At 63.3% G+C, this 17,554-nt stretch carries 17 protein-coding genes; 8 read left to right on the forward strand and 9 right to left on the reverse strand.

Translation table 11 applies throughout. From position 1 onward, the window contains the following. Positions 1–217: 217 nt before the first annotated feature. On the reverse strand, positions 218–973 hold the full coding sequence (locus tag HJD22_RS11995; RefSeq protein WP_208654711.1) for an SDR family NAD(P)-dependent oxidoreductase: 756 nt from the start codon (positions 971–973) through the stop codon (positions 218–220). Positions 974–975: 2 nt separating this feature from the next. Further along, positions 976–2,289, reverse strand: a complete 1,314-nt coding sequence (hisD, locus tag HJD22_RS12000) for a histidinol dehydrogenase (RefSeq protein WP_208654712.1) — start codon at positions 2,287–2,289, stop codon at positions 976–978. Between the two features lie 311 nt (positions 2,290–2,600). On the opposite strand from hisD, the gene HJD22_RS12005 reads away from it, so the two are divergent. Beyond that, positions 2,601–3,632, forward strand: a complete 1,032-nt coding sequence (locus HJD22_RS12005; RefSeq protein ID WP_208654713.1) for a LacI family DNA-binding transcriptional regulator — start codon at positions 2,601–2,603, stop codon at positions 3,630–3,632. 18 nt (positions 3,633–3,650) lie between these two features. Here HJD22_RS12005 and HJD22_RS12010 read toward each other — a convergent pair whose 3' ends face one another. The 3 genes from HJD22_RS12010 to dctP form a co-directional block, all read right to left on the reverse strand. Next, positions 3,651–4,982, reverse strand: coding sequence for a TRAP transporter large permease subunit (locus tag HJD22_RS12010; protein ID WP_208654714.1), 1,332 nt, complete (start codon positions 4,980–4,982; stop codon positions 3,651–3,653). Beyond that, positions 4,979–5,479: a TRAP transporter small permease subunit gene (locus HJD22_RS12015; RefSeq protein ID WP_208654715.1), complete on the reverse strand. Its 501-nt coding sequence runs from the start codon at positions 5,477–5,479 to the stop codon at positions 4,979–4,981. The genes HJD22_RS12010 and HJD22_RS12015 overlap by 4 nt, the downstream gene beginning before the upstream one ends. A gap of 104 nt (positions 5,480–5,583) precedes the next feature. After that, on the reverse strand, positions 5,584–6,684 hold the full coding sequence (gene dctP / locus HJD22_RS12020) for a TRAP transporter substrate-binding protein DctP (RefSeq protein ID WP_208654716.1): 1,101 nt from the start codon (positions 6,682–6,684) through the stop codon (positions 5,584–5,586). Positions 6,685–7,009: 325 nt separating this feature from the next. On the opposite strand from dctP, the gene HJD22_RS12025 reads away from it, so the two are divergent. Then, complete coding sequence (locus HJD22_RS12025) at positions 7,010–9,223, forward strand: tRNA(Met) cytidine acetyltransferase TmcA (RefSeq protein ID WP_248730235.1); 2,214 nt, start codon at positions 7,010–7,012, stop codon at positions 9,221–9,223. A 92-nt stretch (positions 9,224–9,315) separates the two neighbouring features. Then, a complete protein-coding gene (locus HJD22_RS12030; RefSeq protein WP_208654717.1) occupies positions 9,316–10,785 on the forward strand; it encodes an aminoacyl-histidine dipeptidase in 1,470 nt (489 codons plus the stop codon). 143 nt (positions 10,786–10,928) lie between these two features. On the opposite strand, the gene HJD22_RS12035 is transcribed toward HJD22_RS12030, so the two are convergent. The 3 genes from HJD22_RS12035 to HJD22_RS12045 all read right to left on the reverse strand — a co-directional run bounded on the left by HJD22_RS12035 (position 10,929) and on the right by HJD22_RS12045 (position 13,381). Next, on the reverse strand, positions 10,929–11,492 hold the full coding sequence (locus tag HJD22_RS12035) for a type 1 glutamine amidotransferase domain-containing protein (protein WP_208654718.1): 564 nt from the start codon (positions 11,490–11,492) through the stop codon (positions 10,929–10,931). A 137-nt stretch (positions 11,493–11,629) separates the two neighbouring features. Then, entirely contained in the window at positions 11,630–12,103 is a 474-nt protein-coding gene (locus HJD22_RS12040) for a Dps family protein (protein WP_208654719.1), read from the reverse strand. A gap of 141 nt (positions 12,104–12,244) precedes the next feature. After that, complete coding sequence (locus tag HJD22_RS12045) at positions 12,245–13,381, reverse strand: glycerate kinase (RefSeq protein ID WP_208654720.1); 1,137 nt, start codon at positions 13,379–13,381, stop codon at positions 12,245–12,247. A 152-nt stretch (positions 13,382–13,533) separates the two neighbouring features. Here HJD22_RS12045 and HJD22_RS12050 point away from each other — a divergent pair, with 152 nt between their 5' ends. The 4 genes from HJD22_RS12050 to HJD22_RS12065 all read left to right on the forward strand — a co-directional run bounded on the left by HJD22_RS12050 (position 13,534) and on the right by HJD22_RS12065 (position 16,236). Then, the gene (locus tag HJD22_RS12050; RefSeq protein WP_208654721.1) at positions 13,534–14,103 is read left to right on the forward strand and encodes a hypothetical protein; all 570 of its coding nucleotides are present in this window, start codon (positions 13,534–13,536) and stop codon (positions 14,101–14,103) included. After that, positions 14,091–14,459 (forward strand): hypothetical protein, encoded by a 369-nt coding sequence (locus tag HJD22_RS12055; RefSeq protein WP_208654722.1) that lies wholly within the window; start codon positions 14,091–14,093, stop codon positions 14,457–14,459. The genes HJD22_RS12050 and HJD22_RS12055 overlap by 13 nt, the downstream gene beginning before the upstream one ends. A gap of 95 nt (positions 14,460–14,554) precedes the next feature. Next, on the forward strand, positions 14,555–15,232 hold the full coding sequence (locus tag HJD22_RS12060; RefSeq protein ID WP_208654723.1) for a DUF1007 family protein: 678 nt from the start codon (positions 14,555–14,557) through the stop codon (positions 15,230–15,232). Beyond that, positions 15,220–16,236: a nickel/cobalt transporter gene (locus HJD22_RS12065; RefSeq protein WP_208654724.1), complete on the forward strand. Its 1,017-nt coding sequence runs from the start codon at positions 15,220–15,222 to the stop codon at positions 16,234–16,236. Before HJD22_RS12060 ends, HJD22_RS12065 begins: the two co-directional genes overlap by 13 nt. Here the strand turns inward: HJD22_RS12065 and HJD22_RS12070 are convergent. After that, the gene (locus HJD22_RS12070; RefSeq protein WP_208654725.1) at positions 16,233–16,664 is read right to left on the reverse strand and encodes an HIT domain-containing protein; all 432 of its coding nucleotides are present in this window, start codon (positions 16,662–16,664) and stop codon (positions 16,233–16,235) included. The two genes, HJD22_RS12065 and HJD22_RS12070, sit on opposite strands and share 4 nt — an antisense overlap. 97 nt (positions 16,665–16,761) lie before the next feature. Here HJD22_RS12070 and HJD22_RS12075 point away from each other — a divergent pair, with 97 nt between their 5' ends. After that, a complete protein-coding gene (locus HJD22_RS12075; protein WP_208654726.1) occupies positions 16,762–17,508 on the forward strand; it encodes a sulfite exporter TauE/SafE family protein in 747 nt (248 codons plus the stop codon). The last annotated feature ends 46 nt before the right edge of the window (positions 17,509–17,554 follow it).

Raw genomic sequence — 17,554 nt, forward strand, 5'->3', positions numbered from 1 at the left:
CGTCACCTGCCGGAGCGCCTAGCGTGGCGCGTCGTGCAAGTATGAGAAAGGTGTTCTCACCATAACAAAACCCGGCATGAATACAAATGATAATGATAACCAAAAAGTCGTCTTGCTGGAGACCTGCCGATACCGGCAAGAACTGCGCCGGCACAAGCACCGGCGCAGGAGGACAGGACGCGTGGCGTCTGGCTCATCGCTTGGGTCGAGCCACAGTTCAGTGGGCGGTCCAGCCGCCATCCACCATCAATGCGCTGCCCGTGACCAGTGCGGACGCGGGTGAGGCGAGAAACACCACTGGCCCCATCACATCCTCGATCTGGCCCAGCCGGCCCAGGGGAATCTTGGTCAGCACGTCATCGAGAAAGCCCGGCTGCTCGAAGAAGGGCTTGGTCATCGGCGTCTCGATGAAGGTCGGGCAAAGAGTGTTGACGCGAATGCCGCGAGGGCCAAGCTCCACCGCCATGGCGCGGGTCATGCCCTCCACGGCTGACTTGGAGGCGCAGTACAGGCTGCGATTGACCGCTCCTACATGGCCCATCTGCGAGGAGACGTTGATGACGCTGCCGCCGCTTGGCATATGTTCCGTCACCCATTGGGTGAGAAAGTAGGCGGCCCGCACATTGAGATCCATGACCGCCGCGTAATCCTCGTGAGTGACGTCGCCGATCGGCTTGGGGCGATTGGTGCCCGCATTGTTGACGAGAATATCGAAGCGGCGCCCCTTGAGGACCTGGCGTACGGCTTGATCATCGGTGACGTCCAGCGGCAGAGCTTCGGCGGCGAGGCCTGCTGCCTGCAGAGCCTCGACCAACCCCTCGAGCTCTGCCGGGCGACGGGCCATCAGAGTAACCCGAGCACCGGCCTGCGCCAGGGCACAGGCCACCGCCAGGCCGATGCCCTTGCTGGCGCCGGTGATCAGAGCGCTGCGCCCGTCCAGGCGCAGGCTCGGGGTTTGTGGCAGGGCAACCATGCTTACTGCGGCTCTACGGCAGAGGCATAAGGCACGTCACGCTTGCCGTAACGGCGCACCCGCTCGTTGGCCTGCTCGCCATGACCGGCAAAGCCCTCGAGGGCGCACAGGCGTGAGCAGTAGGCGCCAATCTCGGCGGATGCCTCATCGCTCAGCACGCGCTGATAGGTGCAGGTCTTGAGGAACTTGCCAACCCACAGGCCCCCGGTGTAGCGAGCCGCCTTCTTGGTCGGCAAGGTATGGTTGGTGCCGATCACCTTGTCGCCATAGGCCACGTTGGTGCGCGGCCCGAGGAACAGGGCGCCGTAGTTGGTCAAATTCTCGAGGTAGTAGTCGGGGTCCTCGGTCATGACCTGAACGTGCTCGTAGGCCATGTCGTCGGCGACCTGCAGCATCTCCTCATGACTGTCGCAGACGATGATCTCGCCGTAGCTCTCCCAGGCTTGGCGGGCGATCTCAGCGGTGGGCAGCTTCTGGAGCAGCTCCTCGATGGCCGCCATGGTCTTCTTGGCCAGCGTCTCGGAATTGGTGAGCAGGGCGGCCGGCGAGGTTGGCCCGTGCTCCGCCTGGCCCAGCAGGTCGGTGGCGCACAGCAGGCCGTCGACGGTCTCGTCGGCGATTACCAGGGTTTCGGTGGGGCCGGCGAACAGATCGATGCCCACGCGTCCGAACAGCTGACGTTTGGCTTCGGCGACGAAGGCATTGCCCGGACCGACCAGCATGTCCACCGGGTCGATGCTCTCGGTACCGATCGCCATGGAGCCTACGGCCTGCACGCCGCCGAGTACCAGGATCTCGTCGGCACCGGCCATGTGCATGGCGGCCACGATGGCCGGGTGTGGCTTACCCTTGTAAGGCGGAGCGGCGGCTACCACGCGCTTGACGCCGGCGACCTTGGCGGTCAGCACGCTCATATGCGCCGAGGCGACCATGGGGTAGGCGCCGCCGGGGATGTAGCAGCCCACGGCATTGATGGGAATGTGCTTGTGACCGAGGATGACGCCGGGGCTGTTCTCCACCTCGACAGGCTGCATGGAGGCGAGCTGGGCTTCGGCGAAGCGGCGGATCTGCGCCTGAGCGAAACGGATGTCTTCCAGATCCTGCTTGGACACTTCCGACATGGCTCGGTCGATCTCCTCCGGGGACAGGCGGAAGGCGGCGGGTGACCAGTCGTCGAACTTCTCGGAAAGCTCGCGCACGGCGGCATCGCCGCGCGATTCGATGTCGGTAAGCGTCTTCTCGACGGTTTCACGGACCTTGCGATCAGCTTCGGCGCGGACTTCGACGGAAGCCCCTGATTTGAGATGGCGCACCATGGTGTATGCTCCTTCCTTCGAAAAAGGGGTGAGATGAGGCGTCCAGCCTGGACACCAAGTGTTGGATAATCAGGCTAGACGCCTTTGCATACGAATGCAATGTGCTGGAAAATAGCTTGGAGTAGTTGCGCTATTAATGTAACTTTTTGAATATAAAATAAAAAAATGCAATGCTTAGAATGAGAAAGTGCAGACCTTAGACTAAGGTGTTAGCCACTGGTGGCCCTGCCGGCGCTGCGTTGACGCTAGGCGGTATGGCGCTGAGCTGCGGTACAATGCGGCGCATATCGCCGGCCGACCATGAGGAAACGATGAAGAAACGCCCCGTCACTTCCCGTGACGTAGCAGCGCTTGCCGGCGTGTCGCAGTCGGCGGTGAGCCGTTGCTTCTCTCCCAACGCCAGCATCTCCGACAGGACGCGTCAGAAGGTACTGGAGGCGGCGAAGACGTTGGGTTACCACCCCAATCGTATTGCTCGCTCGTTGATCACACGCTCGTCTCGCGTCATTGCCGTGGTGATGTCCCAGCTCGACAACCCCTTTTACTCATTGGCGATCGACCGTGCGTCTCGCTACTTTCAGCGTGAAGGCTTCCACCTGCTGCTGTTCATGGTCGGCGAGGATGGCGAGTCGGAGGGCGTCATGGCGGAAATCCTGCAAAGCCAGGCCGACGGCATCCTGATGCTCTCGGCGTCGCTCTCCTCCTCGCTTGCCCAAGAGTGCGCGGATCGCAACATTTCCGTGGTCGTCATCAACCGTACCGTTGACTTCGCTGGCGTCAGCCAGGTTTCCAGCGACAACTACGATGGCGGCTACTGGGTCGGCAGCTTTCTGGCGGCCGCCGGGCACGAGCGCATCGCGTTCATTGCGGGACTCTCCAGCTCCTCCACCAGCGAATATCGGCGCAAGGGTTTCATGGAGGGGTTGGCCGCCGCGGGCAAGTCGTGCTTCGCCATCGAGCGGGGAGATTATCAGTTCGATCTGGCCAGGGCGGCCACGCGCCGGCTGTTTTCCAAGCCGCCTTGGCCCGATGCCATCTTCGCTGCCAACGATTACATGGCGATTGCCGTCATCGAGACGCTACGCGACGAACTCGGTCTGGGCGTACCTCAAGACGTCTCGGTGGTCGGGTTCGACGATATGCCCATGTCCGCCTGGCCCAGCTACCGGTTGACCACAGTTCAGCAGCCACTGGAGCGCATGGTGACCGAGGCGGCCGAGTTGCTGCTCGAGCAGGTTCGCGAAGGTTCGGTCAGCGCCGTGCACAAGGTCATGCCGGTCGTGCCCATCCTCCGGGAGAGCGCCAGGCGTCCGTCGCTCATACTCAGCGACGGACACCTCTAGGAGGGCGTCAGGGCGCGATCAGCGCAGCATCACGCTCGGCAAACCGGTGATCAGCCAGGGGAAGAAGGCCATCAGCAGGCAAGCCAGTACGATCAGTGCACAGAACGGAATCACTGCCTTGTAGAGATCGACGATCTCCACGCCGGGTGGGGCCACCCCTTTCAGGTAGAACAGTGCATAGCCGAACGGCGGGGTCAGGAAGGAGGTCTGCAGCACCACCGCCACCATCACCACGAACCACAACACGTCGACCCCCATCTGGCTGACGATGGGCAGCATGATCGGGAAGCTCAGCAGCACGATGCCGGTCCAGTCAAGGAACATGCCCAGCACGAATACCAAAAACAGCATCAGGATCAGCGCACCGGTGGTGCCGCCAGGCATCGCCAGCACCAGCTCGCTGATGACGTTCATTCCGCCGCCCCGAGAGAAGACTCCGGTGAAGGCCGTGGCTCCCACCAACACCAGCATCACCATGGTAGTGGTCTTGCCCGATTCGATCAGCGTGCGGTAGCAAGTGCTGGCCTTGCGATCGCCGAAGATCAGGAATAGCACGAAGGCGATGAATACGCCGATGGCCGAGGCCTCGGTCGCCGTGGCGATACCGGTGAATAGTGCCCCAAGCACGCCAAGGATCAGCGACATGGGAGGGAGTACATACTTGCCCAGCATCACCAGCAGGGTGCCGGTGCTGGTCTCGGCGCGCTCCTCGGCGGGGACACGTGGCCCGTAAGAGGGCTTGAGGTAGCAGATTACCAGCACGTAAAGCGCATACATCGCGCCGAGCAGCAGACCCGGCACCAGGGCGCCGGCGAACAGCGCCCCCACCGAAACCGGTGAGTAGCTGGCCATCAGGATCAACATGATGCTGGGCGGAATCAGGATGCCCAGGCAGCCGCTGGCCATGATCACGCCGGTGCTGAGCTCCTTGTTGTAGCCATACTTGAGCATCGGCACCAGGGCGATCATGCCCATGACGGCAATCGAGGCGCCGACGATGCCGGTGGTGGCGGCCAGCAGTACCGAGACGATGACTACGGTCAGTGCCAGGCCACCACGCAGGTTGGCCAGCAGCAGGCGCATCGTCTCGAACATCTTCTCGGTGACGCCCGAGTCGTTGAGGAAGCGCGCCATCAGCACGAACAGAGGAATGGCCACCAGCACGTAGTTGTCCATGGCATTGCCATAGATATTGTTGATGATGGTACCCAGCACACGCTCGCCGGGGCCCAGGTAGGCACCGATCACCGCCACGCCACCAAGCACGAAAGCCAAGGGGTGGCCCATGAACAGGCCGACCAGCAGGCCGCCGAACATGACCAGGGTAAGCATTTCTGGACTCAGGTTCATGCCGCCTCCTCGCGCAGCTGCTGTATGGCACGGATGACGATGGCCATTGCCTGCAGCAAAATCAGCACTGCGGCCACCACGATCACCCCCTTGATCGGATAGACCGGGATCGACACCATGCCATAGGTGGTTTCGCCGCGGCTGAAGGAGCGCATGAAGAAGCTCCAGCCGAACGACAGCAGCATCCAGATGAAGGGGATGAAGAAGATCAGGTAGCCCAGTATCTCGATGGCCGCCTGCTTGCGCCGCGCCAGCAGGCGCTTGAGCACATCGACCTCGACGTGGGCGTGGTGACGCAGCCCGTAGGCGGCCATCAGCATGAAGTGAGCGCCGAACAGCATCTTGGTGATGTCGAAGGCCCAGTCGCTAGGGCGGCCCGTGAAGTAACGCAGCGCGATGTCGTAGAGCACCACCAGGGTGATGACGGCGATCAGCGGAGCGACGATGCGACCGAACCACTCGTTGAGGGTGTCGATCGCCTTGGCGATGGCGTGCATGATTGGTCTCTCCGAAACGTTCCCGATAGCGAAGCACACCGGGAGAGGGCGCCGCCCGGCATGCTTCACGACACGATGGCGGGGTCAGCCGACCCCGCCGCTGTCTATAGGCAGGCTTCGAGTTCCTCGATGTCGGGGAGGTTGTCCATGGTGCGGCTCATGTTGTAGGGCACCGAGATGTCCCGCCATTTCGCATAGTCATTCAGGTAGGTGACCATGGAGTGATAGACCTTGGCGTGCATGGGATGCTCGCAGGCCCCGCGCAGGATGACTTCATTGGTGATGTCCTGAATGCGCGCCAGGTCCTCCTCGGAGAACTGGTTGATCTCGACGCCGGCATCGATGAAGCGCTGAGTGGCATCGGTCGATTCGCGCTCGGACCAGGCCAGGGCCCAGGCCATGGTGGCGTCGGCGGCGATCTTAAGCTTCTCTTGGGTCTCCTCGGAGAGCGCGTCCCAGGCGTCGCGATTGATCATGACGCCGAACACACTGGCGGATTGGTGCCAGCCGGGCGTGGCCCAGTAGTCGGCGACCTCGGCGAAGCCGGCATTGTAGTCGACGCCTGGCGTGGCGAATTCGCCGGCATCGATGACGCCGCGCTCGATGGCCTGATAGACCTCGCCGCCGGCCAGGGTGACCTGGGAGCCGCCGAGCTGCTCAAGCACTCGGCCCTGGTCGCGGCCGGAGAGCCGCAGGCGCTTGCCGTCGAGATCCTCGATGCTCTGTATCGGCGTACGGCCCATGAAGCCCGACTCGTTGTTGAGCGCGGCGTAGGGCAGGTAGACCATGTCGTATTCGCCGTAGACCTCCTGATAGAGCTCGAAGCCGCCCCACTGCTGGATCCAGTTGATGTAATCGACGGCATTGAACAGGCTGGTGGTGGTGGCGAGTGGCGAGAAAGCAGGATTGAGACCGGCCCAGTAGCCGGGCCAGTCGCCGGCGGCTTCGATACTGCCGGTTTCGGTGGCATCGAACACCTCCGTGCCTGGCATCAAGGTGCCTCCGGCACGAAACTCGATCTGCAGCTCATCGCCGGCCAGCTTATTGACCAACTCGGCCCAATGGCGATCGATCTGAATCAAGTCGAGATTCTCGGGCCAGGTGGTGGTCATGGTCCACCGCTCCTGAGCCTGGGCGGTGGAGAGCGCGGTCAGCGCAATGCCGGCAGCCAGTCCGGTAAGGGCGTACTGGGTCAACTTTGTCATGGTGGTGCTCCCAACAGAGTTATTATGCTTGTGTCGTGAGAAACGGGCCTGGCAAGCAGTGGGGGACGATCATGGCGCGGCCAGTGCCCATGCACATTATCACGCGCTTGATAGAGGCTAGCAGAGATAAGCTTACGATAACGTTAACTGCAGATTTGACTGCGCTTGAGAGTCGTTCTTGTATGTCATGAGCGGTGGCTTGGAAGATTTGGGAAAACAAGGATTTATCGTAATCGTCCCCACGGCTTAGGGTGTGAAGGGCGTTAGCCTGCATCGTTGAAAATATGGCAGCAAATAGACTAAAGAAGGACTTCAGGAGCCTGAGATGCCCGATTCCCCTCCCTTGCTTATGGTGCAAGCATGCCCTGCATTCAAGTGCTGGATGTCGCGCTTGGCCGAGCGCCGCTGGCGAGGGCTGGTTTGGCTGCAGGGCGAGCCAGACGAAGCCCAGCACCAGGCGCTGGCGTTGTGGCGCGAAAGAGAATGGCGCATGCCATTGTGGGTGGGTGCAGCCGCCCCGGCACCACTAGAGAATGCTGCTTGGCTGCCTGCGGCCAAGGCGCGGACCCGGCTGGGCAGTGAGCATGAGCTGGTGGTCTTCGATGCCTGTTCGGAGGGTTCGGGATTCGATCCGGAAGCCTTTGGGGCGTTGACTGGCACGCTTATCGCCGGGGGGGTGCTGGTACTGATCACCCCCTGCGACTGGGGCTCGCGCCCCGATGCCGACTATGCCCGTCTCGCCGAGCATCCGCATCGCTGGGAAAGCCTGCCGGCGCGCTACCTCAAGCGCCTGGGGCGCACGCTCGACGAAGCGGATTGCGTGGTCCGCTGGACGGGGACGGGCGGGCTGACGCTACCCGAGCTGGCGCCGCTTGCTCACCCCGCGTCCGACGGTCACGACACGCTCGACCCCGACTGCGCCACGCCGGATCAGGCGCAAGCCGTCGCCCGGCTGCTACGCCTGAGGCGACGACGGCCTCTGGTTCTGACGGCAGACCGGGGGCGCGGCAAGAGTGCTGCGCTGGGTATCGCCTGTGCGCGCTGGCTGGCACAAGGGGAGCGCGAGGTGCTGGTGACCGCACCGCGCCCTTCGGCGGTCGAGACGCTATTCCAGCACCTGCAGGTTGGCTGTCCACAGGGGGAGCGGCACGGCAATCATTTCGTCTGGCAGGCGTCGGAGCGCGAGCAGCGCTACGTGCGCTTCATCGCCCCGGATGCTCTGGCTGATGACAGCGGCGAGGTATCAGGTGGCCTGGGCAGCCTGCTGCTCGTGGATGAGGCCGCGGCGATTCCCGCTGCGCTGCTGGGGCAGTGGCTTAAGCGATTTCCGCGCATCGCCTTTGCCACCACGGTTCATGGTTACGAAGGCTCGGGGCGCGGATTCGCGCTGCGCTTTCGCCACCATCTCGAGCGCCATGCGCCCGAGTGGCGGGAGTATCGGTTGGAGCAGCCGATTCGCTGGGCAGCGGACGATCCGCTGGAGCGCTTGACCACCCGGCTGTTGATGCTGGATGCCGAACCCAGGTTGCTTGATTCTGTGACACCTTACGAGCCCTGGCAGGTGGCGCGCTGGAAACGCTCGGAGCTGCTGGCCGACGAGCTTCGGCTAAAGGCGATCTTCGGGCTGCTGGTGCAGGCGCACTACCGTACCCAGCCCAGCGATCTTCGCCGCCTGCTCGATGGCCCTGGCATCACCATTTCCACGCTTGAGCGCGATACGCGGTCATGGGCCGTGTCGCTATGCGTGGAGGAGGGTGGTTTCAATGCCACGCTGGCCGAGCAGGTCGCGCTTGGCGAGCGTCGTCCGCGTGGCCATCTGCTGGCCCAGTCGCTGGCCGCCCATGCCGGCAGTCGTCGGGCGCTGATGGCGCGAATTAGGCGGGTGATGAGGATTGCCGTGCACGACGACATACGCCGTTGTGGCCTGGGTCGACAGTTGATCGAGGCTGAGCTGACCCGGGCTCGTCATGATGGTATCGACCTGCTCGGAGCGAGCTTCGGTGCCGAGCTCGGGTTGCTGGCCTTCTGGCGTCAGGCGGGTTTTCGCTTCGTGCGCCTGGGGCTGTCGCGCGAAGTCTCGAGCGGCGAACACGCCTTGATGGCGGTCCACCCTACCAGCGACGCGGGCAGCCAGTTGACTGACGATCTCGCCGAACGCTTTCAGGCACTGCTGCCAACGCTATTGACGTTCGAGCTTCGCCACCTCGACCCGTGGCTTGCGCTGGCCCTGCTCAGCGACGGCGAGACACCGGCTCTCGATACCGCCCAGCGCTGCGATGTTCTCGATGTGGCGCGCGGGCATCGGGAGCTTGCGCTGGCGCGTCCCGCCTTGCAGCGTCTGCTGTTGCGAGGGCTGACCAGTGGCGCGGCGCATGACGAGGATGGTTGGTTGATGGTGGCGCTACTGTTCCAGAATCGCGAGATGCGCTGGCTGGCGGAGAGGCTGGGTCTCACTGGACGGCGCGAGGTACAGCAGCGGTTGCGTGAGGCGGTGTCGCGCTGGTTGATCTGGTCGGAAGTGCAAGAGCCTCCGGCATGAAACGGTGATTCGCGTGAAGGTTGCCGTTTTCATCTTTCCCTTGGCCGGAGGGGCCGGTAAGGTTAGGCGGTTACCCTTCATGCAGAACCGCTATGAACGCTTATCTCGAACAACTCTCTCCGTCGCTGGTGTGGCGTCATTTTCGTACCCTCTGCGATACGCCGCGCCCCTCCGGGCATGAAGCCGCACTGGTGGCGCGCCTCGAGCAGTGGGCCGATGCCAAGGGGCTGCGCCACGACCGCGACGCCTTCGGCAATCTGCGTATCAGCAAGCCGGCTACCCCCGGACACGAGCACTCTCCCGGGGTGATTCTCCAGGGCCATCTGGACATGGTCGCCCAGGCCAATGCCGACCATCCTCACGACTTCACCCGCGACCCCATCGAGACCTACATCGCCGATGGCTGGCTGCATGCCAAGAACACTACACTTGGTGCCGACAACGGCCTGGGCGTGGCGGCGTCACTGGCGATCCTCGATGAGGATGACTTGGTGCATGGCCCGCTCGAGGCGCTCTTCACGCTCGAGGAGGAGACCTCGATGGGCGGTGCGCTGGGTCTCGCCGAGGAGTGGCTGGAGGGGCGAATCCTGCTCAATCTCGATTCCGAAGATCGCGGCCAGGTCTATATCGGCTGTGCCGGTGGCGCCGACGTGGTGGTCGAGGCGCAGCTCCCCACGAGTGCGCTGGGCGAGGATGAACAGACCTGGCAGCTTGCACTGACCGGGCTGGTCGGCGGTCACTCGGGGATCGATATCCACAAGGGGCGTGGCAACGCCAACCGGCTGCTGGTGCGCGCCTTGCGGGAGATGGAGAGCAGCGGTGCACGCCTGGCCGAATACCATGGCGGTACGCTGCGCAATGCCTTGCCCCGCGAAGCTTTTGCCACCCTGGTGGTTCCCAGCGACGAGGTCGAGGCGATCAAGGCACGCCTCGAGGCACTTGCCGAGGTACTGCGTGCCGAGCTCTCCGGGGTCGATGAAGGCGTGACGCTCTCGCTGAGCCGTCGTGAGAGCGAGGCTGCCGAGGCGCTCACGCTCACCGCGTCCCATCTGCTGGTCAATGCGCTGCATGCCGCGCCCTATGGTGTCGAGCGGATGAGCGTAGAAGTGCCAGGGGTGGTCGAGACCTCCAACAACCTAGGTGTGGTCACGCTTGAAGAAGGGCATTTTTATCTGTGTGCGCTGGTGCGCTCGCTTCGCGACAGCGCCCTTCATGACATGGCGGACCGCTTTACCGCGCTGTTCAACCTGATCGGCGCGAAGACCCGCGCCGAGAACGTCTACCCAGGCTGGACGCCGGATCCGGAGAGTTCACTGCTGGCGCGCTTCCGCCGGCTGCACCAGCAGCAGTTGGGCAGCGACCCCGAGGTCAAGGTCGTGCATGCCGGGCTCGAGTGCGGCATTCTCGGTGGCAAGTACCCGAGGCTCGAGATGATCTCCTTCGGGCCGCTGATTCGCGGTGCGCACTCCCCCGACGAGCGTGTCGAGCTGGCCTCCGTGGAGGAGTTCTGGACAGTGCTGAGAGCGTTGATCGAGGACTTGGCCAGCGGTCACGCGGCGTGATACCAGGAACAAGAGGCGTCGCGAGCGATAGGGCAAGCGGCAAGTGTAAAGCACGGTGATAATAAAGAAGCGCCCGCCAGTAACACTGGCGGGCGCTGTCGTTGTATGCGCAGAACGCAGGCCAGGCAAGCGGCAAGAGTGCCTTAGGCGTGCTGGCCGCGGTGCTTCCCTTCGCCGATTTCCTCGATCAGCTTGCTGCAGAAAGCCTCGAGATCCTTGGGCGTACGGCTGGTGACCAGTCCACTGTCGACCACCACCTCTTCATCGACCCAGTTGGCCCCGGCATTCTTGAGATCCTGGGCGATGGTGGGTACCGAGGTCAGCTTGCGCCCCTCGACCACGCCGGCATTGATCATGATCCATGGCGCGTGGCAGATGGCGCCAACCGGCTTGCCGGCCTCAAAGAAGTGACGGACGAAGGTGAGCGCTTGCTCATCGGCGCGCAGGTTGTCCGGGTTGAACAACCCGCCGGGTAGCACCAGTGCACGGTAGTCGGAGGCGTCGGCTTCATCGAGCGCCTTGTCCACCTCGTAGTTCTCTCCCCAATCGGTCTCGGCCCAGGCGCGAATGGCTCTCTTCTCGGGGGCGATCACCTCCACCGTAGCGCCTGCTTCCAGCAGTGCAGCCTTGGGTGAGGAGAGCTCCACCTCTTCAAAACCGTCGGTGGCGAGAATGGCGATGCGCATACCGTTGAGTTCGTTGCTCATGGCTACCTCCTTGCGGCGCATTGAGCGACACGCTATCGGACGTGTCGTGGATGACGATGCTTGATGCTAATGACAAGCAATCACGCTTGGTGACTGTAAGAATAGAAGAGGATGCCGCCACGACAAGCGCTTTCGGCTCAGCCAAGATAGGCGTTGAGCATCCACACGGTCTTTTCCTGCTCACGGATATAGTCGCCAGCCTGGGCGGCGGTGCCTTCATCGTCGGCATCGGAGGCCAGGGCAAGCACCTCACGCTGCAGCTCGATCAGGGTCTGATAGCCTTGCAGGATACCGCGTACACAGGTTTCTCCGTCGTGAACGTGCTTGTCTTCCTGAATCGAGGCGATCTTGACGTAGTCGCTGTAGGCGTGGACCGGCTCATGACCCAGCGTCAGGATACGCTCGGCGACTTCGTCGACCTTGGTCAGCAGGTCGGTATAGAGCTCTTCGAACTTGTCGTGCAGCTGAAAAAACTGGGTGCCTTTCACATTCCAGTGATAGCCACGCACGTTCATGTAAAAGATCTGATAGTTGGCCAGCAGGATATTGAGCTTCTCCGCCAGCTGCGTGGCGCTACTCTCATGCAGGCCAATCGAATTGGTCTCGGACATGGGTGTTCCTCCTTGATTCCAATGAATAAGCTTTCCTCAATGTAGGGCAAGACTCCATGAACCGTAAGTGAATCCTCGCCATCACTGCCATAGGGCTTGGCAATAAGCTTACCCATCATATGCAGACGAACCGGTAGCGTTTCAAGGGCGGGTGGCCGACAGCAGTCTGGCCAGACTTTCGGCTCGATCGCTCAGCAGCGTCGAGCAGCGCGCGAGCGCCTCGTCGAGAGACATCGGGCCGTCGGCCAGCGCGAAGGCGGCAGTGATACCCTCGGCGGCGCTGGCCTGCCAGTTGTCGCCGAGCTTGCCAGCCAGCGCCACGCAGGGCACCCCTCTGGCCTTGGCGGCACGCGATATGCCGATGGGGGTCTTGCCGGCCATGCTCTGGCCGTCCAACTGGCCCTCGCCGGTGATGACCAGGGCCGCCCCCTCAAGCAGCCCCTCGAAGCCGACCTGCTCCATTACCAGTTCGATGCCCGGACGCAGCGTGGCGCCCAGGAAGACCCGAGCAGCAAAGCCCATGCCACCTGCAGCGCCAGCGCCGGGAAGGTCGCGATCGTCGCGTCGCAGCGTATCGGCCACACGCCCGGCAAGATTGGCCAGGGCCTGGTCGAGTCGGGCTACCTCGTCATCCGTTGCTCCCTTCTGCGGGCCGAACACGGCGCTGGCGCCTTGCTCGCCAAGCAGCGGGTTGTCGACATCGACGGCGGCCTCGACCTTGAGCCCCGCGAGACGCGAATCGAGCCCGGAGAGGTCCAGCTGCGCCAGTCGCTCGAGAGCGGCACCGCCCGGCGGCAGCGTCTTGCCCTCGGCATCGAGCAGCCGGGCGCCAAGCGCGGTCAGCATGCCGGCACCCGCGTCATTGGTGGCGCTGCCGCCCAGGGTCAGCAGCAGGTGCTCGGCGCCGGCGTCCAGCGCCTCGCTGATCAGCTGGCCGACGCCATACGTGGTGCTGTGCAGTGCGCTGCGCTCATCACGAGCGATCTGCTGCAGACCGCTCGCTTCGGCCAGTTCGATGAAGGCGCGGCGCGTCTCGCCATGCCAGCCCCAATGCGCCATGATCGGGCGACCAAGGGCATCCTGAACGCGTGCCTGGCGGCGCTCGGCGCCGGTGGCTGCCAGCAGCGCAGCGAGGGTGCCTTCGCCACCATCGCCCATGGGACATTCGATGCACTCTGCATCGGGTAGTGCACGCCGGATGCCCTTCGCGATGGCGGCGGCGGCCTCGTGAGCCGGTAGGGCATCCTTGTAACTGTCAGGGGCGATCAGGATTTTCATGGGCGCTCTCTTGTCATGGCGATCGAATGGACGCGCTTTGAGCTTATCCTATGTTGCTGCAATGATGAAAAATCCATGGATATGGGTACCAGGACTGCCAGAAGTGATCCTGGCGCGTAAACTGAGAGGAGATCTACTGGGAGATTAGGCTAATGCGCTGCTGGCAACGAGTGTTAAGCGTGGCGGGGGCGGTAGTGCTGACGGGTTGCGCCACTAGCCCCACGAGCCTGCCAAGCCATGCCACGCCACCCGCGAGCGAGTGCCGCTGGGCGCTGTCCGACGAGGGTGGGGTCGCCCATGTCCGACGGGTGGTGGCGGCTCTCGAGGCGGAGGGGTATTCGATACGTCATACCGATACGACGCTGCGAGTGGTGAGTGCCGAGCGTAGCCGTATCCTGCCCGGGTATGGCGTCAACTTCTATGAGGCCTGGCCGCGTACCGGCGTATTCGGCAGCTATGGCATCGGCCGAGGCGGGCGCAGCAGTATCGGCTTCGGGACCTCGATCGGTGGCGGCAGCTATCGCTTCGCCCCGGATGCCACGCGCGTCGAGCAGCTCTCGGTCGTCGCCCCTGACGGCTGGGTTCAGGTCTCCGCCGATATCCGTATTCTCGACCCCGATGGGGTGGTGCGTGAGTCGCGCAGCGCCACCACCGCGTCGTTCTGCTCGGCACTGCGGCAACGTATCGAACAGCCCCGGGAGGCGACGTCATGGGACGAGTGACAGAGACGATCGCGATCGTCACGGTGGTGCTGACGCTGGCGGCCTGCGCCACCAGCCCGGCGAGGGTCGAGCCACGTGCCTTCACTCTGGCGGTAAGCACCGAACGGGCCCTGGCAGAGGCGGTGGAGATGCTGGCCGAACGTGGCTATGTGATCCGCTATGCCGATGCCGAGCTGGGCCGTGCAGAAGCGGATCTAGCGGCTTGGCCGGGTTATCGCCTGAATCTGCAGGTGGATGACACGCCCCAGGGGGCATATATCTCGTTCACCGGGCGACGTGGCAATCAGCCGCTTGAGCCGGTGAGCCTCGACCCGCTGTTGGTGGAACTTCAGGCCAGGCTGGGGCTCGGCCCCTAGTCGATCAGCGCTAGCGAGCCGTCGCGACATTGACAGCCATGGCCATGGACGGCATCTTCTCGGCGTCATCACCGCCATTCGCCCAGGAGGAGTGCATGCCTCAGCGCCATGCTTTGAGATCACTGTGGTCGACTGTCCTTATGGGCCTTGTCACGGCTCTGCTGCCTGCTCTCGTTCAGGCTCACCCCCATGGCTGGGTAGATCTGGGGGTGCGGGTCATCATCGATGAGCAGGGGCAGGTCGAGGCATTGCATCAGCGCTGGAGAATGGATCCTTTCTATAGTTTGGTGATTCTCGAAGAGCTGGGGAGTGCGCAGGGCAACGATAGCCTGGACGCACGGCTCGACCAGCTGGGCCTGGATATCCGCAACAATCTCGCCCCACAGCACTACTACACCGAGGTGACTCATGCAGGCGAGCGTCTCGCCCTGGGCGAGGTCAATGACTATACCGTCATGGAGCGTGACGGCCGCGTCGAGTTCATCTTCCTGCTGCCCCTGGCGCAGCCTGTCGCCCTGGGCGAGGAGGCGCTGCGCTATCAGATCTTCGATCCCAGCTACTATATCGAGCTGCTCCATGAGGAGGAGGGCGACACCCCCCGCGCGGATGCGCTGGTGGTGAGCGGCGATCACGACTGCACGACGCAGATCGTGCCCGCCGACCCCGATCCCGAGCTGGTCATGCAAGCCGCCATGCTCGATGTCACCGACCAGGCCGAGCCGGGGCTTGGCCGCTATTTCGCGGAAACCGGGGTGGTCAAATGCGGCAGCTAAGCACTCCTCGTCTGCTGTGGGGGCTCGCGATTCTCCTGGTGGCCGTTGCGGCAGTATGGCTGGCACAAGGAGGAGCGCAGAGTCTTAGCCTGCAGATCGTCGCCTGGCAGCGGGCGTTGCATCGCGCACTGACTCTCGCCATCACGGAGCTCTCCGGGACCCCTTCCACGGGAGCATGGATGACGCTGCTGGGAATCAGCTTCGGCTATGGTTTCTTCCACGCCGCCGGGCCCGGTCACGGCAAGGCGGTGCTTGCCACCTATCTGCTCTCCCAGGGCGGCGCCACACGCCGGGCGCTATTGCTCTCCTGTGCGGCTTCGCTGCTGCAGGCCCTGGTGGCCATCGGGCTTGTGGTCATTCTGGTGCACGGACTGGGCTGGATGACGCGCCAGGCCATGGGCTCGGTAGCCTGGGTCGAGCAGACCAGTTTCATCATGGTCACGTTGCTGGGGGTGTGGCTCTGCTGGCGTGCCCTGCTTCAGTTGCGGCGTGGCCACATGGCCGACCGGCATGCTCACCATGATCACCAACACGACCATCACCACGCTCATGATCATTGTGGCTGCGGCAGTGCCCATCATGTCGATCCCGCCCAGGCGGCGGATTGGCGCACGGCCTTGGCGACGGTGGTGGCGATCGGCATACGCCCCTGTAGCGGTGGGGTGCTGCTGATGGGGGCCGCCTCGCTGCTCGGTCTGTTCTGGGTCGGCGTGGCGGCGGTGCTGGTGATGGCGGCAGGCACTGCGCTTGCAGTATCGATGCTGGCACTTGCCAGCGTCATCGCGCGTGACTGGGCACAGCGGCGGCTGGCCGGCCGGCAAACAGGGCAGCGTGCTCAACGTCTCTTCGGCTGGGCGGCGCTTGGGGGAGGGATGGCGATCGTGATGCTGGGGCTATCGCTCTCGTTGGCCGGTGCGACCAACCCGACAGGCGTGCCGCTGCTTGGCGAGCCGCCAGGACAGCAAGCCGGCGACTCCGCACCGCGCAACACACCGTTTGGCTAGCGGCCTATCACTCCTTTCTCTCCCTCGATCACAGCCAACGCGAGGTCGCGCATGCTGGTCTGCTGTTGAAGGTCGTAAGGCTGCGCCTGACCGTGTCCCCATACCGGGGCAGGCCAGGCGTCGTCGTCATGCTTGCGTACGATCACATGCAGGTGCAACTGGGAGACCACGTTGCCTAGGGTGGCGAGATTGAGCTTGTCGCCCTGCAGTGCCTGCTTCATTCCTTGGCCCAATGCCGTCGCTTCGCGCCATAGCTGCGCCTGATCCTGCTCGCTGAGTTCGAACACCTCGCTCACGTCCGAGCGGCGCGGCACCAGCAGCAGCCAGGCGAAGCGGGCGTCATTCATCAGACGCACCTGACATAGCGGTAGTTCGGTTATCGGCAGACTGTCCGCTTCTAGGCGGGGGTCGAGTGTGAAATCGCTCATTGAGGCCTCTCGAGCATTGGCTTAGGGTTCGGTTGTAGCGCGACGGAGCGAGAGACGCCAGCGGAGAGCTTCACTAGATAACGATAGGAACGGCTGCATGACATTAGAGGAAGGGGTGGCGTTGGCGGTCATCGGCATGGTGGCTGGCTTCATCAATGTGCTCTCGGCGGGGGGGTCGATGCTGACCCTGCCGATGCTGATGTTTCTCGGTCTGTCGCCGCAGGAGGCCAATGGCACCAACCGTATCTCCATCGTGCTGCAGAGCGTGGCGGCGATAGGCAGTTTTCTGCGCGCCGGGGCGAGTCATATCGGCCTGAGCCTGCGTTTATCGGTGCCGGCCGTCATCGGCTCGTTGCTGGGTGCCTGGCTCGCCATGCAGGTCAGCGATGCGCTGTTCGAAGCGGTCCTGATTGCGGTGATGGCGGGGAGTGCCGTGGTGATGCTGCTGCCACAGCCACGTCTCGATACTCGCCCACTGACCCGCGAACGGCTGACTCCAAGCATCTATCTGGCAATGTTCATAATCGGTCTATATGGCGGATTCATCCAGGTCGGCGTGGGGGTGCTGTTCATCATTGTGCTCTATCGCATGCTCAGGATCGATCTTGCTCAGGTCAATGTCTTCAAGGTCTTCATCATTCTGATGTACATGCTCCCGGCACTGGGACTGTTCATCTTCTACGATCAGGTGCGCTGGGGTATCGGCATGGTGCTGGCGCTGGGCAGCATGGTGGGCGCCTGGCTGGGCGTGAAGGTCAACATGGGGCCGCGAGGCGCGTGGTGGATCAAGTGGCTTACGCTGATGATCATCGCCGCGATACTGCTGCGTCTGGTGCTCGGATAGCGCTCACGCCTCCTTGAAAGATAAAGTCCCCCAAGCGGCGCCACAA

Origin of the sequence: Halomonas sp. TA22 (genome assembly GCF_013009075.1) — a bacterium.
Classification (GTDB): domain Bacteria; phylum Pseudomonadota; class Gammaproteobacteria; order Pseudomonadales; family Halomonadaceae; genus TA22.